Source organism: Delftia sp. HK171 (genome assembly GCF_001886655.1).
In the GTDB taxonomy this organism is placed as follows: domain Bacteria; phylum Pseudomonadota; class Gammaproteobacteria; order Burkholderiales; family Burkholderiaceae_C; genus Comamonas; species Comamonas acidovorans.
Map to the genome: position 1 here is coordinate 283,767 of NZ_CP018101.1, position 26,972 is coordinate 310,738.

General features: G+C 68.6%; 27 protein-coding genes and 1 tRNA gene. 10 read left to right on the forward strand and 18 right to left on the reverse strand.

What is annotated here, in order from left to right; all coding sequences use genetic code 11:
* Positions 1-48 precede the first annotated feature (48 nt).
* Together BO996_RS01330 and BO996_RS01335 are read left to right on the forward strand one after the other, a co-directional pair.
* Entirely contained in the window at positions 49-924 is an 876-nt protein-coding gene (locus BO996_RS01330) for a TauD/TfdA dioxygenase family protein (protein WP_065347690.1), read from the forward strand.
* A 23-nt stretch (positions 925-947) separates the two neighbouring features.
* Positions 948-2,405, forward strand: coding sequence for an aldehyde dehydrogenase family protein (locus tag BO996_RS01335; RefSeq protein ID WP_071953804.1), 1,458 nt, complete (start codon positions 948-950; stop codon positions 2,403-2,405).
* Positions 2,406-2,415: 10 nt separating this feature from the next.
* Here BO996_RS01335 and BO996_RS01340 read toward each other — a convergent pair whose 3' ends face one another.
* The 3 genes from BO996_RS01340 to BO996_RS01350 all read right to left on the reverse strand — a co-directional run bounded on the left by BO996_RS01340 (position 2,416) and on the right by BO996_RS01350 (position 5,151).
* The gene (locus BO996_RS01340; protein WP_016448572.1) at positions 2,416-3,318 is read right to left on the reverse strand and encodes a M48 family metallopeptidase; all 903 of its coding nucleotides are present in this window, start codon (positions 3,316-3,318) and stop codon (positions 2,416-2,418) included.
* 60 nt (positions 3,319-3,378) lie between these two features.
* Positions 3,379-4,350 carry a DMT family transporter gene (locus BO996_RS01345; protein ID WP_071953805.1) on the reverse strand — a complete coding sequence of 324 codons (972 nt, stop codon included), beginning with the start codon at positions 4,348-4,350 and terminating at the stop codon, positions 3,379-3,381.
* Between the two features lie 72 nt (positions 4,351-4,422).
* Complete coding sequence (locus tag BO996_RS01350; protein ID WP_012202269.1) at positions 4,423-5,151, reverse strand: helix-turn-helix domain-containing protein; 729 nt, start codon at positions 5,149-5,151, stop codon at positions 4,423-4,425.
* Positions 5,152-5,237: 86 nt separating this feature from the next.
* On the opposite strand from BO996_RS01350, the gene BO996_RS01355 reads away from it, so the two are divergent.
* The 3 genes from BO996_RS01355 (at position 5,238) to BO996_RS01365 (ending at position 8,709) form a co-directional block, all read left to right on the forward strand.
* Positions 5,238-6,608, forward strand: coding sequence for an AmpG family muropeptide MFS transporter (locus BO996_RS01355; protein WP_232240448.1), 1,371 nt, complete (start codon positions 5,238-5,240; stop codon positions 6,606-6,608).
* 104 nt (positions 6,609-6,712) lie between these two features.
* On the forward strand, positions 6,713-7,474 hold the full coding sequence (locus BO996_RS01360) for a response regulator transcription factor (protein WP_071953807.1): 762 nt from the start codon (positions 6,713-6,715) through the stop codon (positions 7,472-7,474).
* An 8-nt stretch (positions 7,475-7,482) separates the two neighbouring features.
* Positions 7,483-8,709 (forward strand): ATP-binding protein, encoded by a 1,227-nt coding sequence (locus tag BO996_RS01365; protein ID WP_013800196.1) that lies wholly within the window; start codon positions 7,483-7,485, stop codon positions 8,707-8,709.
* 15 nt (positions 8,710-8,724) lie between these two features.
* Here BO996_RS01365 and BO996_RS01370 read toward each other — a convergent pair whose 3' ends face one another.
* From BO996_RS01370 to BO996_RS01395, 6 genes are all read right to left on the reverse strand, one after another.
* Positions 8,725-9,162: a hypothetical protein gene (locus tag BO996_RS01370; RefSeq protein WP_071953809.1), complete on the reverse strand. Its 438-nt coding sequence runs from the start codon at positions 9,160-9,162 to the stop codon at positions 8,725-8,727.
* A gap of 271 nt (positions 9,163-9,433) precedes the next feature.
* Positions 9,434-9,850, reverse strand: coding sequence for a GNAT family N-acetyltransferase (locus tag BO996_RS01375; protein ID WP_071956999.1), 417 nt, complete (start codon positions 9,848-9,850; stop codon positions 9,434-9,436).
* 103 nt (positions 9,851-9,953) lie between these two features.
* Positions 9,954-10,907 (reverse strand): glycosyltransferase family 32 protein, encoded by a 954-nt coding sequence (locus tag BO996_RS01380; RefSeq protein ID WP_071953810.1) that lies wholly within the window; start codon positions 10,905-10,907, stop codon positions 9,954-9,956.
* Complete coding sequence (locus tag BO996_RS01385; protein ID WP_071953812.1) at positions 10,904-11,941, reverse strand: glycosyltransferase family 2 protein; 1,038 nt, start codon at positions 11,939-11,941, stop codon at positions 10,904-10,906. The genes BO996_RS01380 and BO996_RS01385 overlap by 4 nt, the downstream gene beginning before the upstream one ends.
* The gene (locus BO996_RS01390; RefSeq protein ID WP_071953814.1) at positions 11,938-13,059 is read right to left on the reverse strand and encodes a glycosyltransferase; all 1,122 of its coding nucleotides are present in this window, start codon (positions 13,057-13,059) and stop codon (positions 11,938-11,940) included. Before BO996_RS01390 ends, BO996_RS01385 begins: the two co-directional genes overlap by 4 nt.
* Entirely contained in the window at positions 13,056-14,267 is a 1,212-nt protein-coding gene (locus BO996_RS01395) for an O-antigen ligase family protein (protein ID WP_232240449.1), read from the reverse strand. Before BO996_RS01395 ends, BO996_RS01390 begins: the two co-directional genes overlap by 4 nt.
* A 188-nt stretch (positions 14,268-14,455) precedes the next feature.
* Between BO996_RS01395 and BO996_RS01400 the strand changes: the two genes are divergently transcribed.
* Positions 14,456-15,322 (forward strand): capsular polysaccharide synthesis protein, encoded by an 867-nt coding sequence (locus BO996_RS01400; protein WP_071953817.1) that lies wholly within the window; start codon positions 14,456-14,458, stop codon positions 15,320-15,322.
* Positions 15,323-15,353: 31 nt separating this feature from the next.
* On the opposite strand, the gene BO996_RS01405 is transcribed toward BO996_RS01400, so the two are convergent.
* From BO996_RS01405 to radA, 4 genes are all read right to left on the reverse strand, one after another.
* Entirely contained in the window at positions 15,354-15,563 is a 210-nt protein-coding gene (locus BO996_RS01405) for a zinc-finger domain-containing protein (protein ID WP_012202256.1), read from the reverse strand.
* A 34-nt stretch (positions 15,564-15,597) separates the two neighbouring features.
* Complete coding sequence (locus BO996_RS01410; protein ID WP_034397818.1) at positions 15,598-16,536, reverse strand: branched-chain amino acid transaminase; 939 nt, start codon at positions 16,534-16,536, stop codon at positions 15,598-15,600.
* Positions 16,537-16,580: 44 nt separating this feature from the next.
* Positions 16,581-17,018, reverse strand: a complete 438-nt coding sequence (locus tag BO996_RS01415; RefSeq protein ID WP_012202254.1) for a hypothetical protein — start codon at positions 17,016-17,018, stop codon at positions 16,581-16,583.
* Between the two features lie 227 nt (positions 17,019-17,245).
* Positions 17,246-18,631, reverse strand: coding sequence for a DNA repair protein RadA (gene radA / locus BO996_RS01420; protein WP_071953819.1), 1,386 nt, complete (start codon positions 18,629-18,631; stop codon positions 17,246-17,248).
* A 143-nt stretch (positions 18,632-18,774) separates the two neighbouring features.
* On the opposite strand from radA, the gene BO996_RS01425 reads away from it, so the two are divergent.
* Positions 18,775-18,851 (forward strand) — tRNA-Met (locus tag BO996_RS01425).
* Between the two features lie 67 nt (positions 18,852-18,918).
* Here BO996_RS01425 and BO996_RS01430 read toward each other — a convergent pair.
* The gene (locus BO996_RS01430; protein WP_043821913.1) at positions 18,919-19,731 is read right to left on the reverse strand and encodes a siderophore-interacting protein; all 813 of its coding nucleotides are present in this window, start codon (positions 19,729-19,731) and stop codon (positions 18,919-18,921) included.
* Between the two features lie 96 nt (positions 19,732-19,827).
* Here BO996_RS01430 and BO996_RS01435 point away from each other — a divergent pair, with 96 nt between their 5' ends.
* Positions 19,828-20,268 (forward strand): MarR family winged helix-turn-helix transcriptional regulator, encoded by a 441-nt coding sequence (locus BO996_RS01435; protein ID WP_012202251.1) that lies wholly within the window; start codon positions 19,828-19,830, stop codon positions 20,266-20,268.
* On the opposite strand, the gene alr is transcribed toward BO996_RS01435, so the two are convergent.
* Complete coding sequence (gene alr / locus BO996_RS01440) at positions 20,269-21,372, reverse strand: alanine racemase (RefSeq protein ID WP_071953821.1); 1,104 nt, start codon at positions 21,370-21,372, stop codon at positions 20,269-20,271. It lies immediately after the preceding gene.
* Between the two features lie 134 nt (positions 21,373-21,506).
* Here alr and lplT point away from each other — a divergent pair, with 134 nt between their 5' ends.
* Positions 21,507-22,808, forward strand: a complete 1,302-nt coding sequence (lplT, locus tag BO996_RS01445) for a lysophospholipid transporter LplT (RefSeq protein ID WP_013800185.1) — start codon at positions 21,507-21,509, stop codon at positions 22,806-22,808.
* A 198-nt stretch (positions 22,809-23,006) separates the two neighbouring features.
* Entirely contained in the window at positions 23,007-23,906 is a 900-nt protein-coding gene (locus BO996_RS01450; RefSeq protein ID WP_034397804.1) for a DMT family transporter, read from the forward strand.
* Between the two features lie 27 nt (positions 23,907-23,933).
* Here the strand turns inward: BO996_RS01450 and BO996_RS01455 are convergent, their stop codons facing one another.
* From BO996_RS01455 to glcF, 3 genes are all read right to left on the reverse strand, one after another.
* Positions 23,934-24,452, reverse strand: a complete 519-nt coding sequence (locus tag BO996_RS01455; protein ID WP_013800183.1) for an AmiS/UreI family transporter — start codon at positions 24,450-24,452, stop codon at positions 23,934-23,936.
* A gap of 293 nt (positions 24,453-24,745) precedes the next feature.
* Positions 24,746-25,612, reverse strand: a complete 867-nt coding sequence (locus tag BO996_RS01460; RefSeq protein ID WP_034397802.1) for a ProQ/FinO family protein — start codon at positions 25,610-25,612, stop codon at positions 24,746-24,748.
* An 84-nt stretch (positions 25,613-25,696) separates the two neighbouring features.
* Positions 25,697-26,947 carry a glycolate oxidase subunit GlcF gene (gene glcF, locus BO996_RS01465; protein ID WP_013800181.1) on the reverse strand — a complete coding sequence of 417 codons (1,251 nt, stop codon included), beginning with the start codon at positions 26,945-26,947 and terminating at the stop codon, positions 25,697-25,699.
* Between the last annotated feature and the right edge of the window lie 25 nt (positions 26,948-26,972).

The window sequence follows — 26,972 nt, forward strand, 5'->3', positions numbered from 1 at the left end:
TTCCTCCCTCTTCCTCCCCTTCCATCCGTTCCTCCAAGGAGTACCCCCATGGCCAATGCCGCCCCCATGCAGCTGATCGACATCGACGCCCGCTACCACCACATCCGCCCCGTGCCGCGCATGCCCAACTTCGCGGCCTGGATCGAGGGCGTGGACCTGACCCGGCCCCTGTCCCCCGATGTGCAGGCAGAACTGCGACAGGCCCTGTACGACTTCGAGGTCATCTTCTTCCGGCCCCAGGCCATCACGGCCGAGCAGCATGTGGCGCTGGCGCAGGTGTTCGGCCCGCTGTCCAAGGGCTCGTACTTCGAGCGCAAGAGCGGCATGCCCGACGTGGAGATGATCATCTCCGACAAGGACCGCCCGCCCGCCATAGACAACTGGCACACCGACATCAGCTGGAAGCAGCAGCCGCCGCTGGGCACCGTGATCCAGATCGTGACCACGCCGCCGGCCGGCGGCAACACCTGCTGGACCAGCACCAGCAAGGCCTATGACTGGCTCTCGCCCGGCATGCAGCAGTACCTGGAAGGCCTGCAGGCGGTCCATACCTGGGAGGAATCGGGCTTCCGGGAATACCTGGGCCGCAAGGGCGAGGAGGCGCTGTTCGAGGCGCTGCGCCAATTCAAGCCAGTGACGCATCCCGTGGTGCGCACCAACCCCGATTCAGGCCGCAAGTGCATCTTCGTCAATGCCGATTTCACGCGCCACATCACGGGCGTGGACCGGCACGAGGCGCGCGGCGTGCTCGCCTTCCTGCTGGACTGGCTGAAGAAGCCGGAGTTCATGGTGCATCATCAATGGGACGCGGGCGGCATCGCCATCTGGGACAACCGCAGCACGCAGCACTATGCTGTGGCCGACTACTGGCCCCACTACCGCGTGAACCAGCGCGTCACCTTCGACACCCCTTCCACCCAATGACAACGAGACACGGAGACAGCTTCATGAGCACGCAAGAGCACCTGCAGTTCTATATCGACGGCCAATGGGTTCCCCCGGCCGTGCCGCGCACGCTGGATGTGATCAATCCGTCCACCGAGGAGGTGGCGGCCCGCATCAGCATGGGCTCGGCCGCCGATGTCGATGCAGCCGTGGCCGCCGCACGCCGCGCGTTCGACGGCTTCTCGCAGACCACGCGGGACGAGCGGCTGGCCCTGCTGGACAAGGTGCTGGCGGTCTACATGCGCCGCATCGACGAGGTGGCGCAGACCATCTCGCTGGAGATGGGCGCGCCGCTGTGGCTGTCGCGCGCGGCCCAGGCCACCGTGGGCGCGGGGCACCTGAAGCAGACCCTGCAGGTGCTCAGGGAATTCGAGTTCGAGAGCGTGCGCGGCACCACCGGCATCGTGCATGAGCCCGTGGGCGTGGTGGGCATGATCACGCCCTGGAACTGGCCCATCAACCAGATCATGTGCAAGGTGGCACCAGCCCTGGCGGCGGGCTGCACCATGGTGCTCAAGCCCTCGGAGATCGCGCCGCTGAACGCCATCCTGGTGGCCGAGATCCTGCACGAAGCGGGCGTACCGGCCGGCGTGTTCAACCTGGTCAACGGCGACGGCCACTCGGTGGGCGAGGCCATGTCCGTGCACCCCGGCATCGACATGATGACCTTCACCGGCTCCACGCGCGCGGGCATTGCCGTGGCCAAGGCCTCGGCCGATACCGTCAAGCGCGTGACGCAGGAGCTGGGCGGCAAGTCGGCCAACATCGTGCTGGACGATGCCGACATCGAAAAAGCCGTGGCCCAGGGCGTGAACGCCTGCTTCACCAATTCGGGCCAGAGCTGCAACGCACCCACGCGCATGTTCGTGCCGCGCGCCCTGCATGCGCGCGCCGTGGCCGCGGCCAAGGCCGCTGCCGAGGGCGTGAAGGTGGGCGATGCACTGGCCGACACCGGCGCCATGCACATGGGCCCCGTGGTCAGCGAGGCGCAGTTCCGCAAGATCCAGGGCCTGATCGAGGCCGGCATCGCCGAAGGCGCCACCCTGGTGGCCGGCGGCACGGGCCGCCCCGAGGGCCTTGCGCGCGGCTACTTCGTGCGGCCCACGGTGTTCGCCGACGTGCGCAACGACATGACCATTGCGCGCGAGGAAATCTTCGGCCCCGTGCTGGTCATCCTGCCCTACGACACGGAGGAGGAGGCCATCGCCCAGGCCAACGACACGCCCTACGGCCTGTCGGGCTATGTGCAGTCAGGCAGCCTGGAGCGCGCACGCCGCGTGGCCTCGCGCCTGCGCACCGGCATGGTCCACCTCAACGGTGCAGGACCGGACTTCGGCGCGCCGTTCGGCGGCTACAAGCAGTCGGGCACGGGCCGGGAATGGGGCGAGCACGGCTTCAAGGAGTACCTTGAAGTGAAAGCCGTGATGGGCTATCAACCAAAGCAAAAAGCCGCCGCCTGAAGGCGGCTGCCTACCCGCGCCGTGCGGCCTCGTAGAGGCCTTCCACGCGCGGGATGTTGCGCTCCAGCTCGCGGATGCGCTCGGGGCCTGCGGGGTGGGTGGACAGGAATTCCAGGCCGCCACGGTCGCCCGTGGCCTGGCCCATCTTGCGCCACAGCGAGACCGAGGCCTGGGGGTTGTAGCCGGCGCGCGCGGCCAGCTCCAGGCCCACGAGGTCGGCCTCGCTCTCGTCGCCTCGGCTGAATTTCAGCGACAGCAGCTGGCCGCCCAGGCGGGCCGCCGCATTGCCCAGGTCGCCCAGGCCCAGCAATTGGGCGCCCAGCGAGATGCCGATGCTGGTGGCCTGGTTCTTGGCCAACTGCTCGCGCGAGTGCTCGCGCAGCGCATGGGCCATTTCGTGGCCCATGATCATGGCGATCTCGTCGTCGGTGAGCTGCAGCTGGTCGATGATGCCCGTGTAGAAGGCGATCTTGCCGCCCGGCATGCAAAAGGCGTTGATCTCCTTGCTGCCGATCAGATTCACCTCCCAGCGCCAGGCATTGGCACGCGGGTTCCATTGGGCTGTGTACGGAATCAGCCGCCGGGCAATGGCGCGCAGCCGCTGCAGCTGCGGGTTGCTGTCGCCAGCCAGCGCGCCCTGGGCGCGGGCCTTGGCCAGCAGTTGCTGGTACTGGTCGGTGGCGGCGCCTTCCAGCGTCTCGGCCGGCACCAGCTTGCGCAGGCCCGAGGCACCGCCCACCTGCACCTGTGCCGCCACCGGCGCCGTGGCCAGGCCCATGGCCGCCGCGCTGCCGGCCAGCAGAAAACCGCGACGCGCGCGCCAGGGCGCGCAGGCACAGCCCCAGGCGGACGGGGCACAGGGCTCGGAAGAGAGATGGGATGGCTGCTGCATGCCGCCAAGTCTAGCGGCCATGCATGCCCGAAACATGCGGAGAACAGCGCATCGTGAAGAGCGGCGCCGGCCTACAAAGAGTTACGCCATCTGCGCGGCCATCACGGCCCGCTGCGCCCGCATCTCGGCGCCGATCACCAGCATCAGCCCGGCCAGCACGGCCAGCAGCCCCAGCCACGATTGCAGCGGCTGCCGCTCGCCCACGACCCACACCGCCAGCACGAAGGCCGCCACGGGCTCGATCAGGCTCAGCGTCACGCCCGTGGGGCCCGAGATGCTGCGCAGCCCGATGGAAAACAGCATGTGCGCCAGGCCCGACACCACCACGCCCAGGTAGACCACCACCAGCACGGCCGCCAGGCTCCACTGCGGCAGGCCGCTTTGCACCAGCGCAATCGGCACCGCCATGCAGGCCGCCCCGGTGAAGACATAGAAATTCACCACGCGCGGCGACATGTGGGTGACCAGGCGCTTGTTGATCAGCGCATAACCCGCGTACGACAGCCCCGCCAGCAGGCACAGGGCCAGGCCGCTCCAGGACAGCGTGGCGCCGCCCCGTGCCATCACCATGGCCGCGCCTCCCGCCACGCTCACCAGCGTGCCGGCCCACCACAGGGCCGACAGGGGCGCGCGCAGCACCAGCGCCTGCATCAGCCCGGCCCAGATGGGGCCGCTGCCAATGGCCACGGCCGTGCCCACGGCCACGCCCGTGAGCGTCACGCCCTCGTAGAAGAAGATGCTGTAGCCGCCGATTCCCATGGAAGCCAGCACGAACCAGGCCGGACGCAGTCCCAGGTGCACCGGGTTGGGCAGCAGCGGCTGGACGGGCGCCACGCCCTGCCCGGCCCGCCCGCGCAGCCTCCAATGGGAAACCGCCAGCAGCGCCCCCAGAAACAGGCTGGAGACGGCCAGCTGCGCGGCGCCCACCCAGAACGGCGACAGCCCGCCTGCGCCCAGGCTTTGCGCCGTGCCCGTCGTGCCCCAGAGCACGGCGGCCACCGAAACGAAGGCGATGCCGACGGCGGAGGAAGAGGCGGAAGAATTGCGAACCATGGCGCCATGTTGCGCTTGGCGCGGCCGGGCATTTGTCGAGAAACGCTCGTAGTCCGGAAGACTGTGAACGGGCTAGCCGCGCAGCTGCCGCGCCGTCACGCCCCGGTCGCGCCGCAGCGCATAGGCCAGCGCGCTGGCCGAGGCATAGCCGCAGCGCAGCGCCGTGGCCTCCAGGGGCAGGCCCCGCGCCAGCCCGCGCTCGGCCGCATCCAGGCGCAGGCCGCGCAGCCAGGCCTGGGGCGGCTGGCCCGCCAGCTCCACGAAGCGCGCGTGAAAGCGCTGGGCGCTCATGTGGCACAGGGCGGCCAGCCGGGCCGTGGGCCAGTCCTCGTGCAGCGCGGCCTGCACCTGCGCGGCCAGCCCTTGCAGGTCCAGCCCCCGGCGCGCCAGCAGGCCGGGCGCCTGCAGCACCTGGGCCAGCTGCTCGGTGGCCGGGCCTTCCGACTCCCGGCCGCGCAGGGCCGGTGGCACGGAAAAGCGCCGCATCCGGTCCAGCCCCGGGCCGCTGGGCGCATCGATGACGAACACGCGCGAGCGCGGCGCCGCAAGGTAGCCGTGGTCCACGCCGGCGGGGATGAGCATGCCGCTGACGGCGTCCACAAAGGCGCTGCGCCCGCCCACCTCCAGCTCCATGCGGCCCTGCAGCGCATAGAGGATCTGCGCATGGCCGTGGGCATGGGCCTGGTGCTCGCCGCTGTAGCTGCGCACCGAGCTGTGCGGCGCGAAGGCGGTATCGGTGGCATCGGCCGCGCCGTCTTGCGCGGCGGCATCGCTGTGGAGGGAAGAGAGGGTGTAGGCCATGGCGGCATCCTGTGCCCGCGATGGTAGCGCGCGCCAGTCCGCGCCACCATGGGCCCGATAATGGCCGCAGCCTGCCGCAGCACAACATGACCGAGCCGTCCACCACCACCCCCTCCGCCCCCTCCACCGCCGCCGAAACGCCCCGCCGCAGCTGGGGCCAGACCCTGCGCGTCTATGCCGAGCCGGCCAGCCTGCGCATGCTGGCCCTGGGTTTTTCGGCAGGCCTGCCGCTGCTGCTGGTGCTGGGCACGCTGTCGTTCTGGCTGCGCGAGGCCGGCGTGGACCGCACCACCATCGGCTACCTGAGCTGGGTGGGCCTGGCCTATGCCTTCAAGTGGGTCTGGTCGCCGCTGGTGGACCGCATGCCGCTGCCGCTGCTCACGCGCTGGCTGGGGCGGCGGCGCGGCTGGCTGCTGTTCGCGCAGATGCTCATCGTCGCCGGGCTGTGCGGCATGGCGTTCAACGATCCGCGCGTCTCGCTCACGCCGCTGGTGTGGTGCGCGCTGGCCGTGGCCTTCGGCTCGGCCACGCAGGACATTGCGCTGGATGCCTACCGCATCGAATCGGCCGACACCGAGCGCCAGGCCGCGCTGGCCGCCACCTACCAGACCGGCTACCGGCTGGCCATGATCTGGGCCGGCGCCGGCGTGCTGTGGCTGGCCGCCCGCGCCGAGGTGGCGGGCACGGCGGGCTACCAGAGCGGCGCCTGGCAGGTGGCCTACCTGGCCATGGCCGCCTCCATGGCCGTGGGCATGCTGACCGTGCTGCTCTCGCCGGAACCGGTGCCGCGCCCGCTGGCGCCTGCCCGCAACGCGGCCGAGTGGCTGCACAGCGCGCTGGTCGAGCCCTTTGCCGACTTCCTGGGCCGCTACCGCTGGCAGGCGCTGCTGGTGCTGGGCCTGATCGCCATCTACCGCATCAGCGACGTGGTCATGGGCATCATGGCCAACCCCTTCTACGTGGACATGGGCTTCACCAAGGACGAGGTGGCCGCCGTGACCAAGGTGTACGGCGTGATCATGACGCTGGCGGGCGCCTTCCTGGGCGGGGCGCTGGCCATGCGCTGGGGCGTGATGCGCGTGCTGATGCTGGGCGCCGCGCTGTCGGCCGCCACCAACCTGCTGTTCGCCTGGCTGGCCACGCGCGGCCATGACGTGAATGCGCTGATCTGGGTGGTGAGCGCGGACAACCTGGCCGGCGGCATCGCCTCGGCGGCCTTCATCGCCTACCTGTCGGGGCTGACCAATGTGCAGTACTCGGCCACGCAGTACGCGCTGTTCAGCTCCATGATGCTGCTGGCGCCCAAGTGGCTGGCCGGCTTCTCGGGCGCCTTTGTCGATGCGCATGGCTACGTGAGCTTCTTCCAGGCCACGGCCCTGCTGGGCCTGCCCGTGCTGGTGCTGATCGCGCTGGCCTCGCGCGTGCATGCGGTGCGGCCCGCGCAACGCGGCAGTTGAGCGGCTGGCCGCAGGCTGCGCTGTTTTACCGAACTTTACGCAAGCGACAAGCACGGCTGACGGGGCGCTGCGAGCATCGTCGCAATACGACGCCAGGCCCCAGCATGAATACACTGCCCTCCATGAGTACGCACCATCTTCTGATGATCGAAGACGACACCCGCCTCGCGCAGATGGTGGGTGACTACCTGGGCAACAACGGCCTGCAGGTCACCCACATGGGCGACGCCCGCAGCGGCCTGGAGCAGCTGCAGCCCGCCGACGGCGTGCCGGGCGCCGACCTGCCCGACCTCGTCATCCTCGACCTCATGCTGCCCGACATGGACGGCCTGGAGGTCTGCCGGCGCATCCGCGCCCTGCCCGGCCCCGCAGCCCAGGTGCCGGTGCTGATGCTCACGGCCAAGGGAGACCCCATGGACCGCATCATCGGCCTGGAGATCGGCGCCGACGACTACCTGCCCAAGCCCTTCGAGCCGCGCGAGCTGCTGGCGCGCATCCGCGCCATCCTGCGCCGGCGCGGCGGCGGCGGCGAGGGCACGGCCGCCGGCCAGCCGACCACGGCGCTGCGCTTCGGCAGCCTGGAGATCGACCGCGACGCGCGCAGCGTCACCGTGGCGGGCCAGCCCTGCGAGCTGACCTCCTACCAGTTCGACCTGCTGGTCACGCTGGCCGAGCGCGCGGGCCGCGTGCTCACGCGCGACCAGATCATGGAGGCCGTGCGAGGCCGCGAGCTGGAGGCCTTCGACCGCTCCATTGACGTGCACATGGGCCGCATCCGCGCCGCCATCGAGGCCGACCCCAAGGCGCCCAAGCGCATCCTGACCGTGCGCGGCGTGGGCTACGTCTTCGCCAAGCAACAAGACTAGCCAAGCGAATGAAGCTGCTGTCCCTCTTCTCCCAGCGCCTGTACCTGCGCATCTGGCTGGCCGTGGTCGGCGGCGTGGCCGTGCTCACGCTGACGGTGGCCTGGGCCTGGCAGATCGCGGCCGAGCAGAACGCGCAGAACGTGCAAAGCGCCAGCTCGCCGCCCTCGCGCGACGTGGCCATGCGCGATGCGGACGGCAAGGTCATCGCCCAGGGCCGCGCCCGGCGCCTGCCCGGCCCGCCCGAAGAGGGGCTGCGCTTCGAGATCGAAGGCACGGACGGCCAGACCTACATGCTGCACATGGCGCCGCGCCCGCCGCGCGGCGACCGCCCGCCGCACGACGGCGCAGCCGCCTTCTGGCTGCGCCCGCCCTTCGGCTTTCTGTGGCTGCTGGGCCTGGTGGGCGTGGCCGTGGCCGTGGGCGTGTTCCCCATCATCCGCCGCCTGCTCAAGCGGCTGGAGAACCTGCAGCGCGGCGTCAAGCGCTTTGGCGAGGGCGACCTGTCGGTGCGCGTGCCCGAGCACGGCAGCGACGAGGTGGCCGACCTGGCCCACCAGTTCAACGCCGCCGCCGCGCGCATCGAGACCCTGGTGACCTCGCACAAATCGCTGCTGGCCAATGCCTCGCATGAGCTGCGCTCGCCGCTGACGCGCATCCGCATGGGCCTGGAATTCATGGGCGACGACCCGGCCAGCGCCCGCGCGCGCGCCGAGATCCAGCGCAACATCAGCGAGCTGGACCAGCTGGTGGACGAGATCCTGCTGGCCAGCCGGCTGGAGACCTATGAGGGCGACGTGGGCACGATCGAGCCCGTGGACCTGATCGGCCTGGCCGCCGAGGAATGCGCGCGCGTGGATGCCGACCTGGACCTGCAGTCCACCGACGCGCTGGAAGTGCCCGGCATCTCCAAGCTGCTGCGCCGTGCCGTGCGCAACCTGCTGGAGAACGCGCGCCGCTACAGCCAGGGCGCCATCACGCTGGAGCTGGCGCGCCAGGACGCCATGGCCGAGATCCGCATCTGCGACCATGGCCCCGGCGTGGCGCCGGCCCACCGCGAGCGCATCTTCGAGAAGTTCTTCCGCCTGCCCGGCGCCAGCGAGCGCTCGGGCGGCGTGGGCCTGGGCCTGGCCCTGGTGCGCTCCATCGCCCAGCGCCACGGCGGCAGCGTGCACTGCGAAGGCCGCGCCGACGGCCAGCCGGGCGCCTGCTTCGTGCTGCGGCTGCCGCTGGCCTGAGCTGCCGCCTGCGGCTCAGCCGCGCCGGTGCTGCCACTCCACACGTTCCACCAGGTCCCTGAGCAGGTCGAAATGCCAGCGGGTGCGCTTGAGCAGGCGGCCGTAGCGCGAGCGGGGAAAGCGGTAGGCGCCATCGGCCAGCTCGATGGCGCAGGATGCCAGGTGCCACTGCTGCTCGAACGCCTGGTGGCTGTTCGGCGGGTCGGCGCGCATGCGGCGTATGTGCGCCAGCGCCAGCTCCACCGCGCATTCCACGTCGAACTGGCGGGCCTTGCGGTCGGGCTTTTTGCCGCAGACCTCGGCCAGGGTGACCAGCCTCCCCTCGATGACGACCAGACAGACATGCATGGCCTGCCACGCGCTGGGCCAGTCGGAAGGCCTTGCGGCTTGCGACCGCTTGGGCAAAGGCTGCGCCTGCACTGCCGCGCCGGCAGTGTTTTTGGGGGATGTCATGGGGTCAGCCCTCCTCGTAGAAAAGAGGATAGGAAGGGGCAAGCACAGCGCTGTGGCTGGCAAGAAATATCGAAATCACAGTCTTGATTCCCGCGTGAATAGGACCCCGATTGACGGTGGGGGCTTCAACGCCACGGAAGGTGTTTCTACGCACCGGGCCTTTCGGCTTGCGGGCAGTTTAACGGGGCCAGGGCGGGCCGGCCAGCCGAGCCCTGGCAGCCATACCCGTTTGATCGCTGGCCGTGCGGTGCGTGCAGTGCTCGGCGGCGGGTCAGCCAAGCGTTTTTGTCTTCGAGTACACCCTCAGATTCCGGTTTTCGCCAAACCCATGCCGCTCCAGAAGCAGGGCAGCCTGGGGATTGAGGGCCTCTGCATAAATGGTGGTGTGGCCAATATCCTGCAGGAATTTCTGCATGAGGAGCCTGCCGATACCCCGCCGCTGCAGCCCGGGGTCCACGACGATTTCACTGAGGTGCGTGACCATGGCGCCGTCGGTGAAGCCGCGCAGGAAGCCGACAGCACCGCCGGTGGTGGTCGCCAGCAGGTAGTAGGAAGCACTGAACATCTGCCGAAGCAGGCCTTCCGGATAGCTGCTGCCCCAGCCATTGGAGACGTATATCTTCTCTATATCTTTGAAATACGCATCGATATTGTCCTGGCGCTTCAGGATGGCGTAGTCCTGGTGCATATGCATCTCCCCCATTCAAACGCAATCCCACGATGATGGTGCACCGGATCGGGCACATCGTCGCAGACAGCTTTGGCTCGCCATGGAAGGCGATGAGCGGGATTCAGCCCCGCAGGTAGCGGTCGGCGATGCTGCCGGGCACGTAGAGGCCGCGCTCCAGGTAGAAGTCCAGCTTCTTGCGGTCGGGCGCGCGCAGCTTGATCAGCGGCACGGGCGCCTGTTCGGTGCGCGAGAACATCAGGCGGATCTTGAGCGGGGTGCGGCCCCAGTTACCCTGCACGTGCAGGAAGAAGGGGCCGTCCTCGGCCTTGGCCAGCCGCAGGCGGTAGCTGCCACCGGCGCGCAGCACGCGCTGCATGGCCAGGTGCATGCTCAGGTAGGCGGGCATGTCTATGCCCTGGCGCAGTTGCTCGTATTCGCCGGCCTGCTGGAGCTGGGAGATATAGGCCTCGCCCGTCTGCGGCAGGACCTGCTCCACGTATTCCTTGTGTAGTGCGGCGATGAAGGCGCTGCCCGGGGGCGCGGCCATGAGCCAGTTCTCGACCACGGGCACCTGCGGGTCGCGGGTGTAGCGCTCCAGGTAGTAGGCGACCAGGTCGGCGCCGCTGCGCTGCTGCTGCTCCAGCAGCCAGTCCAGCGGCTCGGTGAGGATGGTGCTGGCGTCCAGCCAGATGCCGCCGTAGCGGTGCAGCAATTCCAGGCGCAGCCAGTCCGAGCGCTTGGCCACGGGCAGCTGCTGCAGGTTGCCGGGCAGTTGCGGCACGTATTGCGGCAGTTGCGCGTCGTTGAGGATGCGCAGGCTGTAGCCAGGGTTCAGGCGAGCCCAGTTGTCGAAACAGCGCTGTATGAGGAGGGGCACCGAGTCGCCATTCCAGTAGGCCCAGATGATGCGGGGAATGGGCGTGGAGACCGGCACGGGCGCCGCAGGCCCGATGTCATGGCTGCGGAAGTCGGGCGCGGGGCCCTGCTCCAGGCGGCGTGCGAAGGTGGCATAGAAGCGGCGCATGCCGGCCGCCAGCCACAGCTCGCCCCGGGTTTTCAGTTTCAGGCCGCTCATGCAGGGGCTCCCGGTGTTCCCAGCTGCTGCGCGCGGCGCTCCCAGCTGCGCAGCTTCCATGCGCGCAGCCACCAGCCGCGCCGCAGATAGACCTGGCGCAGGGCGGGCAGGGACAGCGGGGAGATGCGGCCGAAGTCCGCCAGGAACTGCTGCGCCAGCGCCTGCCGCTGCGCGGGCGGCATGTCCCGCTGCCGGTCGAGAAAGCGCAGGGCGCCGATGAGGTTGCGCGCAGCCTGGTGCGCCCAGGCGAAGTGCAGGCGCCCGTCGTTGCGCAGCGCATCATCCTGCAGGGCTTGCACGGCCTGCGCCAGGGGCCACAGGGCGGCGGACTGGTCTGCCGCCTTGGCAGGCGTCATGGACGCGAGGATGGAGTTGGCACGCTGCCGGTAGGCCACCCAGGGCTGGGGGTGGTAGTAGAAGCTGGCGCAGCGCAGCGCCATCTGCGGCATGGTCATCATGTCTTCGAAGTAGCGGCCTGCAGGAAAGCGCAGGCCCGCATCCCACAGGCTGCGGCGCGAGATCTTGGACCAGGCATGCAGTTGGCCCGTGCGCAGCAGGCCGGCCAGCAGGGCGCCCCGGTCCTGCGAGCGCTGCAGCGTGGGGCCCTGGAAGCTGTGCCGGTGCGCCTCGCCGCGCAGGCGGTGCTTGAGGCGCGGGGCCTCGCGCCAGACGGAGAAGTCGCAGAGCACGGCATCGGGCGCATGTTGTTTCACGATGGCCGACAGCCCGGCAATCGCGCCGGGCAGCAGCTTGTCGTCGGAGTCCAGGAACCACAGGTAGTCGCCCGTGGCCGCATCGATCATGGTGTTGCGCGCCGCGCTCAGGCCGGCGTTGCGCTCGTGCTGCATGAGCTGCAGGCGGCCGGGCCAGCGCTGGTCCAGCTGCTGCATCAGGGCCCAGGAGCCATCGGTGGAGCAGTCGTCCAGCACCAGCACCTGCACGCCGGCATCGGCCTGGTCCATGACGGACTGCAGGCATTCCTCCAGGTAGGGCAGCACGTTGTAGACGGGCACCAGGATGCTGAGCCAGGTCACGGACGCTCCCCCTGCAGCAGGCGGGCGAACAGGTCTTCGTACTGGCCGGTCATGCGCTGCAGGCTGTAGTGCGACAGGGCTTCCTGCCGCGCGGTGGCGGCCATGCGCACGGCGGCCTCGTCATCCTGCAGCGCCTGCTGCAGGGCGTCGGCCAGCGATTCAGGGTCGGCGTGCCCGGCCAGCAGGCCGTTGTCGCCGGGCCGCACCACTTCCTGCACGCCCACCACGCGGCTGCCCACCACCACGCAGCCCGCCGCCATGCCTTCCAGCAGGGACAGGGGCATGCCCTCGTAGTGCGTGGACAGCACGCAGACGCGGTGCGCACGCAGCAGGCCGGGCACGTCGTTGCACATGCCGATGAATTGCACCTGGTCCTGCAGACCCAGCTCGGCGCTGAGCCGCTGCGCCGCCTGCTGGGCGCGCGCCTTGCCGCCGCCGGCCAGGGTCAGCGTGGGCTTGAGGCCGCGCTGGCGCAGCACGGCCAGCGCGCGCAGCAAGGTGGCATGGTCCTTTTGCCGCGCAAAGCGCGCGGCCATGACGATGTCCGGGCGGCGCTGCAGCAAGGGTGGCGGCTCCTGCAGATAGGGCTCGGGCCGGATGCCGTTGCTGATGGCCATCAGCTTGGCGGCAGGAAAGCCGCGGTCCTGCAGGCTCTGGCGCACGCCTTCGGAGCAGCCGACGATGGCGGCCGTGCGCTCGGTCAGCCACAGGGCCTGCGCCAGCCGCCAGCGCGTGTAGCGCTCGCGCGAGTTGTGTTCCACATGCACCAGGCAGGGCACGCCGGCCCACAGCGCGGCAAAGCGGCCCCAGAGGTGGTCGCTGAACCCATGGGCGACCACGATGTCTGGCCGAAAATCCAGGCAGATGCGGCGCAGTTGCCAGACGGTGGCGGCATGGGACCAGCCGGCGACCACGTCGACATTGATGCCGCCGTCGCGCAGCTTCTGCACGCGTTCATCGGAGGTATTGCGCTTGCGCCGAAGCACCAGCCGGGCGTCGAAGCGGCCCGACGCGCGGTGCGCCGACACCAGATCCACCGCCACCTGGGTGGCACCCGAGAAGCCGCCCGTCACGAAGTGCAGCACCCGGGGCCGGGCGGTGGTGGCGCGCTCCGTCACCGCACGGCTCCGCTGGCCCTTTCCAGGCCATGCAGCGATGACCACAGGGCCACCACGAGGAAGACGAAGAAGACGATGCCGCTGTTGTGCACGAAAAATTGCTGTGACATGCCGAACGCCAGGTACATGGCTGGCATCAGGCTGCCCAGGATACGCAGCAGCAGGGCCTCGCGCCAGGGGGTGCTGTCCGCAGGCCACAGCGCCATGCGCCGCCGCGAGGGCCAGAACAGCCACAGCAGCGAGATGAACAGCGCTGCCTGCAGCAGAACGCCCGGCACGCCGAGCTTGACCCAGATGTCCAGGAAGTCGTTGTGGATGAAGTTGTATTCGCGGATGGACTGGCCATAGCTGCCGGCGTCCACGCGCCGGTGCATCTCGTCCACATAGCCCTGCATGCCCCAGCCCAGCAGAGGCTTCTCGCCGATCATCTGCACGGCCAGCCGGTACTGCTCCAGCCGGGTGCCCAGCGAGGTGTTGGAGTTGCCGGCATGAAGGTAGGTGCTCACATCCAGGTAGACCTCATCCACGCGCTCGCTGACGCGCGGGATGAAGGCCATCACGGTGGCCAGCGCCACCACAATTGCAGCGCAGCCCAGCAACAGGCGCCCGAAGTACTGCGGGCGGTACATGCGCACCAGCACCATCAGCATGAAGAACATCGGCAACAGCGCCAGCCACCCGCCGCGCGAGCCCGACAGCAGCGAAGCCAGCGCCCCCAGCGCTGCAGCCGCCAGCACCAGCAGGCGCCAAAGCAGGGAGCGCTGGTGCCAGAAGGACACGGCATAGATGCAGGAGAAGCAGCCCAGCAGCAAGGCCATGTTGCCCCACTGGATGGCATTGGTGTAACCCGTGGCCCGTTCCATGCCCAGCACGCAGACCTGCCACAGGGCCATGAAGCCCGCGCCTGCGCTGCCCAGCGGAATGCCCCACAGGAAGATCCGCGCCGTGGGCGGATAGCACATGGCGAACAGCAGGCTGACCGCGCCCAGGATGAATTTCACGGGCCGGTCGAACTGCCCGGTGCCCCCGTCCAGCACGGACAGGAAGTACCACATCACCGCCATGCCCAGGAACAGCGCGACCAGCAGCCAGGTGCCGTTGGACTGCCGGTATCTGACCCAGAGAGGCAGAAAACACAGGGCGCCCAGGACCATGAGGCCGGCGCCATAGGAATAGCCCGAGCGCAGCCACAAGGCCAGCCCGGGCACCAAAATAGCGGCCAGGGTCGTGAGGAGCCCTGGCAGCTTCGACTTGTCAAATCTCATCAAGACCGCAACTTTCTGCCCCAAAATGCGGGCATTCCGCTTTCCATCCGCTCATGAAAAAAATTCCTGCGGTCTTATTCAGGCTGCTCCATCGCTGGGCGGCGCCTTCCAAAATCGGCGCAGATTACACCATGCCTGCGCCCTTGCAGCTGCCCCCATCGCCCCCGGCAGCCGATGGTCTTGCAGCGGAAATCCCGAAAACGATCTGGACGTACTGGAACCAGTCCGGCCTGGATCCCTTCGTCCAGCAGTGCGTGGACAGCTGGCGGCGGCAGTGCCCGGATCACCAGGTCATTGTCGTGACGCCTGAGAACCTGGGCCAGTACGTCGCCCTCGGCGACCTTCCTGCGGCGTTTGCCGAACTCCATCCCACCAAGCAATCGGACTGGCTTCGCCTGTACCTGGTGGCACACCACGGCGGCTACTGGTTCGACGCCACCACGCTGCTGACCGCGCCACTGGACTGGATGAGCGCCTCCCCCGGCGCAGGCGCTGCCGAGCTGGCAGGCTTCTACCTTGAGGGCTTCACCAGGGACAGGCGCTACCCCGTGATCGAAAGCTGGTCATTCTGCGCTCCGGCCGGCTCGCGCTTTGTATCGGAATGGCAAAAGGAGTTTCACCAGGCGCTGATCGAGGACGGCCCCGAGGCCTATCTGCAGCGCCTGCAGTCGCGGCCCGACGCCGCCGAGGTGCTGCAGGGCATTCCCGATCCAAATTACCTTCTGATCCATGTCGCGGCCCAGCAGGTGATGCGGCGCCTGCCCGATGCCCGGCTCACGCTGTTCAAGGCCGAGGACACGGCCTTCTTCTATCACTCTGCCCTGCGCTGGAAGTGGTACCTGCTCTACCCCCAGCTGTGCCTGGCGAAGGCGCCGCAGGTGGCGGCGCCCATCGTCAAGCTGCGCGGCGGGGAGCGGCGCCATTTCACGGACATGCTGGCTTTGCACGGAGGTGCTGCGCCCGGCAGCATCTGGAGCCGCGCGCTGTCGGCGCGCTGAGACACACAAAGCGGGCCGAGGCCCGCTTTGTTCAATGCCCGCCTGCGAAGACTTCGCCGGCTTTCAGGCGGTACAGCGTGCCGCAGTAGGGGCACTTGGCTTCGCCGGTGTGGGCCACGTCCAGGTAGACCTTGGGATGGCTGTTCCACAGCTTCATGTCGGCCTTGGGGCTGGGGCAGAACACGCCGCCCTGGGCGTTGAGGTCCTTGGCCGCCAGTTCGACGGTGGCATTCGTTGTCATGCTTGCTTATCTCTTTCGTGGGTCTCAGGGATGTTCAGACCCGAGTCAGCCAATGGGCGTACTTGGGGTTGCGGCCGTTGACGATGTCAAAGAAGGCCTGCTGGATCTTTTCGGTGAGGGGGCCGCGGCTGCCCGCGCCGATCTCGATGCGGTCCACCTCGCGGATGGGCGTGACTTCGGCGGCCGTGCCGGTGAAGAAGACTTCATCGGCGATGTACAGCTCGTCGCGCGTGATGCGCTTTTGCACCACTTCCAGGCCCAGGTCCTTGCAGATGTGCATCACGGTGTTGCGCGTGATGCCGTTGAGCGCGCCGGCCGACAGGTCGGGCGTGTAGACCACGCCGTCCTTGATGACGAAGATGTTCTCGCCCGAGCCCTCGGAGACGAAGCCCGAGGCGTCCAGCAGGATGGCCTCGTCATAGCCGTCGTCCAGCGCCTCGGTGTTGGCCAGGATGGAGTTGGTGTAGTTGCTCACCGCCTTGGCCTGGCTCATGGTGATGTTCACATGGTGGCGCGTGAAGCTGGAGATCTTCACGCGGATGCCGCGCTGCATGCCTTCTTCGCCCAGGTAGGCGCCCCAGGCCCAGGCCGCGACCATCAGGTGGATGGTGTTGCCCTTGGGGGAGACGCCCAGCTTGCGGTCGCCGATCCAGGTCAGCGGGCGCAGGTAGCACGATTCCAGCTGGTTGGCGCGCACGACCTCGACCTGGGCCTGGTTCACCGCTTCCTGGGTGAACGGGATCTGCATGCGCAGGATCTTGGCGCTGTTGAACAGGCGCTTGGTGTGGTCTTCCAGTCGGAAGATGGCCGTGCCCTGTTCGGACTTGTAGGCCCGCACGCCCTCGAATGCGCCGCAGCCGTAGTGCAGCGTGTGGGTCAGCACATGGATCTTGGCATCGCGCCAGTCCACCAGCTGGCCATCCATCCAGATCTTGCCGTCACGGTCGGCCATCGAGGGAACAACGGGGCTCATAGGAACATCCTTGGGGGTATTGAACAGAACACCAACCCGGTATTTTAGGGCGCAGGGGCTGCCTCGGGGGCCGCAGACGCCGGCTCGGGCTCGGGCGTGGGGCGTACCAGGGTCCACTTCATGAGACGGCCACTCTTGAACTCGCAGGTCACATGCGACTGCGTACCGTCGGTCCAGCGGTAGATCTCGGGCTGCTGGCCCTCCTCGGACAGGCGCTCGCCCAGGGAGCGCGTCATGGCCACCACGTGCATCAGCGAGACCTTGGGCTTGAGCTTGACGTTGAGCATGACGGCGCTGCCCACATAGCCCATGGGCCGGTCCGCGGCCTTCCTCATGATGGACATCAGCCGCGTGAAATGCAGCAACAGCCACATCATGATGCCGCCGCCCACGGCGACCACACCCATCCAGCCATAGGACTGGTGCGCAGCCACCAGCAGTACGAGCAGGCCCAGAGGAATCAGGATATTGCGCAAATTCATGGCGCCGATTGTCTTATGGAGGCGCCGCAGGGCCGCTGCGGACAGTGCGTATGCCCCCGCAATGCGCTCGGCAAGCCATCGAAGGATGGCAAAGGCTGGAGCGGTTGCACCAGCGAGCGGCCGTACGCCAGGGACGCCAAGCAAGGGCCGCCCCGCAGCAAGGGCGTCGTCCCCCTCCCTCGCGAAGCGAGTAGAGAGGGGGAAGCGGCAAAGCCGCTCAGGGGGTGTCAGCCTATTCCTCTCACGATATTCATGGCCTCGTCCACGCGTTCCACGGCATGCACGGTCAGACCCGGGATGGCCTTCTTGGGCGCATTGGCCTTGGGTACCACGGCCATGGTGAAGCCCAGCTTGGCCGCTTCCTTCAGGCGCTCCTGGCCGCGCGGCGCGGGGCGCACTTCGCCGGCCAGGCCCACTTCGCCAAAGGCGAGGAATCCCTTGGGCAGGGCGCGGCCACGCAGGCTGGAGGTGATGGACAGCATGACGGCCAGGTCGGCCGCAGGCTCGCTGATGCGCACGCCGCCCACGGCGTTGACGAACACATCCTGGTCCGCGCAGGCCACACCCGCGTGGCGGCTGAGCACGGCCAGCAGCATGGCCAGCCGGTCGCGGTCCAGGCCCACGGACAGGCGCCGAGGCGCGGGGCCACCCTGGTCGACCAGGGCCTGTATCTCCACCAGCATGGGGCGCGTGCCCTCCAGCGTGACCAGCACGCAGGAGCCGGGCACGGGCTCGCTGTGCTGGGACAGGAAGATGGCGCTGGGGTTGGTCACGCCCTTGAGGCCCTTCTCCGTCATGGCGAAGACGCCGATCTCGTTGACGGCGCCAAAGCGGTTCTTGATGGCGCGCACCAGGCGGAAGTTGCTGTGCGTGTCGCCCTCGAAGTACAGCACCGTGTCCACCATGTGCTCCAGCACGCGCGGGCCGGCCAGTGCGCCTTCCTTGGTCACGTGGCCGACCAGGATCACGGTGATGCCCGTGGTCTTGGCCGCGCGCGTGAGGTGGGCCGCGCATTCGCGCACCTGGGCCACCGAGCCCGGCGCCGAGGACAGCTGGTCCGAATACACGGTCTGTATGGAGTCGATGACGACCACGGCCGGCTGGGTGGCCTCCATGGTGGCGAGGATCTTCTCCAGCTGGATCTCGGCCAGCACGTTGACCTGGCTGGCCTCCAGCCCCAGGCGGCGCGAGCGCAGCGCGACCTGGGCACCGCTTTCCTCGCCCGTGACATACAGCGTGGGCAGGCCGACGCGGTGCAGCGCGTCCATGGCCTGCAGCAGCAGGGTGGACTTGCCGATGCCGGGATCGCCACCAATCAGCACCACGCCGCCTTCGACAATGCCGCCGCCCAGCACGCGGTCCAGCTCCTCGATGCCGCTGGGCGTGCGCGCCACGTCCTGGGCCTCGATGGCCGACAGCGGCATCACGGCCTGGACATTGGCCAGGCCCGCATAGCCCTGGGGCTGGCTGAGCCGGTTCTTGCCCGCGCTCGCAGGCTCGGCAACGGCCTCGATCAGCGAGTTCCAGGCCCCGCAGGCCGGGCACTTGCCCAGCCAGCGCGGGCTGGTGCCTCCGCAGGCATTGCAGATGAACGTGGTTTTGTCTTTGGCCATGGGGTGAGCACTATACCGAGGGGTGGCTGCCGCCCTGGCACGCATGTTTCGCGCCTATCGCAGTTGCATGACGGAAAGATATCGGTTATAGTTCACTTCTTCGCTGCAGAAAATGCAGTGAAAACGAAATTACTGCGGATTACCGCGCGATGGAGCAGTCTGGTAGCTCGTTGGGCTCATAACCCAAAGGTCGGAGGTTCAAATCCTTCTCGCGCAACCACCACGAAAAAAAGCCCACTTCGGTGGGCTTTTTTTCGTCTGTACTTCCGTTCTTTTCTCCAGGCAGGTCAGCTGGGATCGTTCAGGTCTTCATGGTGATCGGCCGTGCCCTGCTTCCAGTAGGAGGCCACGCGCATGCGCTTGGGCGATGCGCCCTTGGCCAGCAGCAGGCGACGCAGCTCGGCCATGGCGCTGTGCTCGCCCGCCGCCCAGATATAGCCGTCGTCCTGGGGCAGCTCCAGCGCCTGCACGGCGTCGGCCAGCGATTCGACCCAGTCGCAGTCCAGCCGGGCCGTGCTGCTCCACTGGCGGCGGTCGGCCGGGTTGCGCAGCTGCACGCGCACCACGGCGCGGCTGCCGGCGGGCAGCTCGGCCAGGCGCCGCTCGATGGCGGGCATGGCGGTCTCGTCGCCGAACAGCCAATGCCATGGCAGGTTGGCCGAGATCACCAGGCTGCCGCGCGGCCCGGCCAGGCCCACCCACTGGCCCAGCGGGGCGGTCAGCGCCCATTCGGTGGCGGGGCCGGCATCGTGCAGCGCGAAATCCATGATGAGGTTCTGGCGCGCGGCGTCGTAGCGCAGCGGCGTGTAGTCGCGCAAGGTGGGGCGCTCGTCCTCCACGAAGGTCGGACGGCCATCGAGCAGCACGGGAAGCGCGGGCAGTTCGCGCCCGGCCTGCGGCAGGATGAGCTTGACGTGGTCGTCAAAACCGGCGCTCACGAAGTCCTCCAGATCGGGGCCGCCCAGGGTCAGGCGGACAAAGCCGGGGCTGGGCTGCTCGCGCGAGAGCAATTGCACATGGCGGGCGCGGAAGGAATGGCGGACACGCTGGACGACGGGGGCCGGTGTCAGGGCAGAGGTGGCTGGATTGGGCAAGTTCATTGGCGAAACGGCCTGCGACGGCCTAGAATGTTGATTTAGTCCACCAATTCTCTGTCATCCGTTGACTTTGTCAACGTATTTCCACAAGACCCTGCCATGAATGCCTCCCTGCCCGCCGATATCTTCGAGGCCATGCACGAGCTGCTGCACCTGTTCCGCTCGCGCATGCGCGAGGACATGGAGTCCATGGAGCCCGGGCTGACGCCCAACGAGGTGCGCGTGCTGATGTACGTGGGCCGGCACCCGGGCCGCACGCAAAGGGATCTGGTCGATCACAGCCACATGGACAAGGCCCAGCTTGCGCGCATGCTGGCGCAGCTGCAGGAGCAGGGATGGCTGGACCGCGAACCGGACGCCCGCGACCGCCGCGTGCGCTGCCTGAGCCTCAGCCCCCAGGGGCAGGCCCTGTTCGACCGGCTGCGCCAGTCGCGCCAGGCGCTGGCGGCCCGGCTGCTCAAGGATTGGGAGCCCGCCGCGCAACAGCAGTTGATGGCGCTGCTGGAGCGGGCCAGGGACAGCGTGGAAGCCGCGCCCTGATCAATCGACGGTCTTGTTCACGCGCGGCGCGACGGCGCACATGAGTTCATAGCCCAGCGTGCCTGCGGCCTCGGCCACCTCGTCGATGGGCAGCACGGCGCCGTTGCTGGCGCGGCCCCACAGCGTGACTTCGCTGCCCATGCCGGCATCGGGCACGGGCGTCAGGTCCACGGCCAGCATGTCCATGCTCACGCGGCCCAGGGTGCGGGTGCGCACGCCGTTCACCAGCACGGGCGTGCCCGTGCCGCAGTGGCGTGGATAGCCGTCGGCATAGCCGCAGGCCACGGTGCCCAGGCGCAGGGGGCCGTCGGCCGTGAAGCGCGATCCATAGCCCACGCTCTGCCCCTCGGTCAGTTGCTGCACGCCGATGATGCGCGAGCTCAGCGTCTGCGTGGGCTGCAGGCCCCAGTGGGCCGCCGTGTGCTGCGGATAGTCGGGGGCGCTGCCGTAGAGCACGATGCCCGGCCGCACCCAGTCGCAGCGCACCAGCGCGTCGTCGCCCTGGCGCAGCGTGGCTGCGCTGTTGCCCACGCTGCGCTCGCCGGGCAGGTCGCGCGTGGCGTCATGAAAGCGCTGCAGCTGTGCCGAGATGCCGGGCTGTCCGGCCCCTGCGTCGGCATCGCTGAAATGGGTCATGAACGAGATTTCCTCCACCTGGGGCAAGGCGTTCAGCCGGGCCCAGGCCGCGCGGTATCGCTCGGGCGTGAAGCCCAGGCGGTTCATGCCGGAGTTCATCTTGAGGAAGACGCGGTGGCCGTTCTGCGTCTTGTGCGCGGCCAGCCAGTCGATCTGGGCATCGCAGTGCACGGCATGCCAGATGGACAGGCGCGAGCACAGCTCCAGGTCGCGCGGCTCGAAGACGCCTTCCAGCAGCAGGATGGGGCCGCGCCAGCCCAGCTGGCGCACGCGTTCGGCCTCGGCCAGGTCCAGCATGGCGAAGCCGTCGGCGCCGCGCAGGGGCTCGAACACGTTCTCGATACCGTGGCCATAGGCGTTGGCTTTGACCACGGCCCACAATTTGGCATCGGGGACCGCCTGCCGCACCCGCTCCAGGTTGTGGCGAAGCGCGGCGGAATGGATGGTGGCAAGAATGGGACGCGGCATGGTTTTCACTCAGTCAGAAGCTTGGGATTCTGGCACTGCCAGCCAAAGGCCGCGTGATATAACCGCCAGTCACTTGCCACGGGGTCCTTATTTAACCGGTCAGCAGCCCTGCAGCTGACCCCATCTGCCTATCCATGAAGCGCGGTTTCTACACCATCATGTCAGCGCAGTTCTTCAGCTCGCTGGCAGACAACGCCCTGTTCGTGACCGCCGTGGAACTGCTGCGCACCAATGGCGCCCCCGAGTGGCAGCGCGCCGCACTGGTGCCCATGTTCGCGCTGTTCTACGTGATCCTGGCCCCCTTCGTCGGCGCCTTTGCCGACGCCCTGCCCAAGGGACGGGTGATGTTCATCAGCAATGCGATCAAGATCGTGGGCTGCCTGATGATGCTGTTCGGCAACCACCCGCTGCTGGCCTACGCCGTGGTGGGCCTGGGCGCAGCGGCCTACTCGCCGGCCAAGTACGGCATCCTCACCGAATTGCTGCCCGCCTCCCAGCTGGTCAAGGCCAATGGCTGGATCGAGGGGCTGACCATCACCTCCATCATCCTGGGCGTGCTCGTGGGCGGGCAGTTGCTGAGCCCGGGCATCTCGGCCCATCTGCTGGACTTCGACCTGCCGCTGCTGGACACGGGCGTGGACACGGCCGCCGAAGCGGCGATTGCCGTGCTGGTCGGCGTCTATGCGCTGGCCGCCTGGTTCAACCTGCGCATTCCGCTGACCGATACCATCCTGCGCCCGCTGCGCCAGGACCCCAGCAAGAGCCTGCTGGCCAACACCCTGGCCCTGCTGCCCGACTTCTGGACCTGCAGCCAGCGGCTGTGGGGGGACAAGCTGGGCCAGATCTCGCTGTCCACGACCACGCTGTTCTGGGGCGTGTCGGGCAACCTGCGCTACATCGTGCTGGCCTGGGGCGCGGCGGCCCTGGGCTACGGCACCTCCCAGGCATCGGCCCTGGTGGGCGTGGTGGCCATCGGCACGGCCGCAGGCGCCATCCTCGCGTCCATGCGCATGCGGCTGGACAACGCCACGCGCGTGATTCCGCTGGGCATCACCATGGGCCTGCTGGTGATCGCCATGATCTTCATCAAGAGCGTGTGGGTGGCCATTCCCTTCCTGATCCTGCTGGGCGGCCTGGGCGGCTTCCTGGTCGTGCCCATGAATGCGCTGCTGCAGCACCGCGGCCACAACCTCATGGGCGCGGGCCGCTCGATTGCCGTGCAGAACTTCAACGAGCAGGCCTGCATCCTGGCGCTGGGCGCCTTCTATGCGCTGTCCACCAAGTTCGGACTGTCGGCTTTCGGCGCCATCACGGTGTTCGGCCTGGTGGTGGCCGGCATCATGTGGCTGATCGGCCGCTGGCACGTCAGCAACGTGCGCAACCATCCCGAGGAAGTCGAGCGCCTGCTGGTGATTGCCCGCAAGGATTGTCATTGAGACTACCCCCTGAGGCGCTTCGCGCCTTCCCCCAGGGGGGACGACACCCTCGCGGCGGGGCGGCCCTGGCTCGGTGTCTCTCGCTTTGGGCCTCGCCAGTTCCATAGGGCGCTATCGATTGATAGGCCTGGTCTAAATGGTCTTCTCGTATTGTGTTCGGTGCGGGCTTTGCCTGACCGGGCACTTTTTCGTGGTTTTATGCACAGCCCCCTGCCCGTTCTCGCCCTGCTGTTCAACACCCTGGTCTGGGGTCTGGCCTGGTGGCCGTTTCGCGCCATGCACGAGGCTGGCCTGCATCCGCTGTGGGCCACGGCGCTGATGTATGCCCTGGTGCTGGCGGGGCTGGTGGCGCTGCGCCCGGCCAGCCTGCGCCAGGCGCTGCAGTACCCGGCGCTGATCCTGCTGGGTGCCTGCGCGGGCAGCAACAACATCGCCTTCAACTGGGCCGTGACCATTGGCGATGTGGTGCGCGTGGTGCTGCTGTTCTATCTGATGCCGGCATGGTCTGTGCTGCTGGCCTGGAAGATCCTGGGCGAGCGGCCCACGCCGGCCGCGCTGACACGGCTGCTGCTGGCCTTTGGCGGGGTGGCGCTGGTGCTGGTGCCCGAGGGCACATTCAGCGGCGGCTCGCCCGGGCTGCTGCGCGGTCTGTCGCTGGCCGACGGCCTGGCACTGTTCGGCGGCTTCACCTTTGCGCTGACCAACGTGCTGCTGCGCCGCCTGCAGGCCGTGCCGGCGCAGGCGCGCATGCTGGCCATGTTCAGCGGCTGCATGGCCATGGGGCTGGCCAGCGCCTTCGCGGGCAGCAGCGTGGGGCTGGTGCCGCCCATGCCTGCGCCGCAGGCCGGCTGGATGCTGATTGCCGCCGGCCTGGCCGTGCTGCTGATGCTGGGCAACTGGGCGCTGCAGTTCGGCGCCGCGCGCCTGCCGGCCGGCGTGACCGCCGTGGTCATGCTGGCCGAGGTGGTGTTTGCCAGCGTCTCCTCGGTGTTGATTGCAGGCGAGGTGCTGACGCCGCGCACGCTGCTGGGGGGCGCCTGCATTATCGCGGCCGCGCTGCTGTCTGCACTGGCGCATGCACGGCGGCGTGGGGCTTGACGCCCGGCCCGTACTGACGCTGCGCAATCAGCCCGTGAGCTGCCCCGCCAGCAGCAGATAGCCCGGCAGCCAGCCCGTGAGCACGCCCTGCGCAATGCACAGGGCGCCCGTCACGCGGCCGATGTTGCGGCCCAGGGCCAGCAGCACGAAGAACATGGCCCACAGCACGGCCCAGGCCGCCCAGTTGGCCGCCATCCACCAGTCGATGGCGGTGCGCGCGCCCAGCAGGGTGTCGATGGCCACGGGCACGGCGGTGATGGCCACGAACAGGCTGAACCAGCCCAGGCCCCGGCCATCGGCGCCCGTGAAGCGGTTGATGGCCACCCACAGGTAGGTGAAGGCGAACAGCAGGGTCAGCGCGCCGGTCTTGACCGAGGCCGCATCAGGCTCGGGCCCGAAGGCCGAGGCCAGGCCGATGATCAGCGAGACCAGGCCCGCGAACACGTTGATGACCCAGATCTCCCGGTCGGCGATGCGCCCCAGCATCCACAGGCCGTTCAGGCACAGCACGGCGCCCACGTAGAACAACGACAAACCCAGCCACATCGCAAGTCTCCTTTTGCTTTTTTGCTTTGAAGTGCCTTGCGCGCCGTGTTCATTTCCCGGAACGAGCGCGCACGGCAAGGCGCCGCCGCCCCGTGGCCGGGTGCAGCGGCGTCCGTGAAACAGTTCATCCCCGGGCCCGCCCCTGGTGGGCATCTGCGTGCTGGCGGAAGGGTCCGCTGCAGAGATGCCGCCTGTGATCCAGGGCAGGTGCACCGGCGCGGCCCTTGCCGGGCACGCGGCGGTGGAGTGTGCCGGCAGGCGGTGCTGCCGGTCTTTGGTGCGGGTCCTTGTGCCTAGGCCGCCTGCGTCTGCAGGCGGCGGCGGGCGCGTTCCAGCTGCTGCGCCACCTGGCGCGGGTTCATGCCGTACATGTCGGCAAAGCCGGCTTCGGAGGTCTGGCCGCTGGCCTCGAAGGCGCGCAGCAGCGCCTCGTCGCGGGCGGTGCGCGCATCGGCCTCGGCGAGTGCCTCGGCCACCAGGGTGTTGGTGGCCTCGTCACGGCCTTGCACGCGCGCCGCGTAGTCGTCGCGCGACAGGCCCGATGCCTCGTAGGCCGCGATGATGCGGTTGCGCAGCTTGGGCGCCAGGTCTTCGGGCGAGCGGTGCTGGCGGCGGCGGAAGACTTCGATCAGCGCATGGTGCACATGCTCGGGCGCCATGGCCTCGACCGACTGGCCCTGCAGGTCATGCCGGGCCTGGCCGCTGGCCACCACGGTGAGGTAGCGGCTCGAGCGCGTGTGCTGGGACAGGGCCAGCTTGAGCTGGTCGCGGTCAATGGCTTCAGGATGGGCGGCCAGCAGGTCTTCGAAGATGCCGCGCTTGAGCGGCAGCGGCTGCTCGCCGAACAGGTTCGGATGCCATTGGGCCAGTTGCGCCAGCAGCGGATGCTGGGTGCGCACGGGCCTGGAAGCGTTGGCCTCGGCACTGGCGGCCGTGCCGGATGCGGCATCGGCGGCAGGCTCGGTGGCCTTGCCCTTGTTGCGGCCACGTCCGCCACGGCGCGAGCGCTTGCGGCCCTGGCCATCGGCGCTGGCTGCAGCCTGCGGCTCGGTGCCGGCAGCGGCGTCCGCCGGCAGCGCGGCGCTCTGTTCTTGCGGTTCAGACACGGATTCAGTCATGGCGGAGCACGTGGGCTTGGAGAAAACGAAACCCCGCATCATGCCAGCATTGCAAAGGCTTGCGCGGGCATAGGCCCCACGGCGTCGCGCTGGAGGCACAGATGCGCAGTCGGTACGCGGCTGGTCTCAGGCCAGCAGGGCCTCGTCCAGCACCTCGATCCAGTGGCGCACGGGCAGGTCCGTGCCGTTTTGCAGGTGGACGATGCAGCCCATGTTGGCCGAGAGGATGGCGGCGGGCCGCCGGGCATCGAAGCCTTCGGTCAGCGCACCGATCTTGCGGTCGCGCAACTGGTGCGAGAGTTCGGGCTGCAGCACCGAGTAGGTTCCCGCCGAGCCGCAGCACAGGTGCGATTCGGTGCGCGCCACGCGCAGCTCGAAGCCCAGCCTGGCCAGATGGGTTTCCACGCCGCCGCGCAGCTTTTGCCCGTGCTGCAGCGTGCAGGGCGGGTGGTAGGCCATGGGCGCGGCCGGTGCGCGCACCCTGCCCTGCAGGCGCTCGGCCAGCTCGGGCAGGAGTTCGGGCAACAGCTCACTCAGGTCGCGCGTGAGGGCGCTGATGCGGGCTGCCTTGTCCGCGTACTGCGCATCGTCCTTGAGCAGATGGCCGTATTCCTTGACGGTGACGCCGCAGCCCGAGGCATTCATGACAATGGCCTCCACCGCGCCGCTGTCCACCTGCGGCCACCAGGCGTCGATATTGGCGCGCATCTGCGCCTTGCCGCCTTCCTGGTCGTTGAGGTGGAATTTCACGGCGCCGCAGCAACCGGCCTTGGGGGCGATCACGGTCTGTATGCCGGCCGCATCCAGCACGCGCGCGGTGGCGAAGTTGATGCGCGGCATCATGGCCGGCTGCACGCATCCGGCCAGCAGCAGCACCTTGCGCGCATGCTCGCGCACGGGCCAGGCGCCCGCATCCTGGGGCTGGGGCACTTTCTCGGCCAGGACTTCGGGCAGCAGGCCGCGCACGGCCTGGCCCAGCTTCAGGGCCGGGGCGAACAGCGGCGAGTTCAGCCCCTCCTTGAGCGCCCAGCGCCTGGCGCGCTCGCCCAAGGGGCGCGGCACCTGTTCCTCGACGATCTTGCGGCCTATATCCACCAGATGGCCGTACTGCACGCCGCTGGGGCAGGTGCTTTCGCAGTTGCGGCAGGTCAGGCAGCGGTCCAGATGCTGCTGGGTGGCGCGCGTGGGCGTCTCGCCCTCCAGCACCTGCTTGATCAGGTAGATGCGGCCACGCGGCCCGTCCAGCTCGTCGCCCAGCAATTGGTAGGTCGGGCAGGTGGCCGTGCAAAAGCCGCAGTGCACGCACTTGCGCAGAATGGCTTCGGCCTCCTGGCCCTCGGGCGTGGCGCGGTACTGGGGTGCGAGTTGGGTCTGCATGGTGGGGCTCTTGTTGTATGGGTAT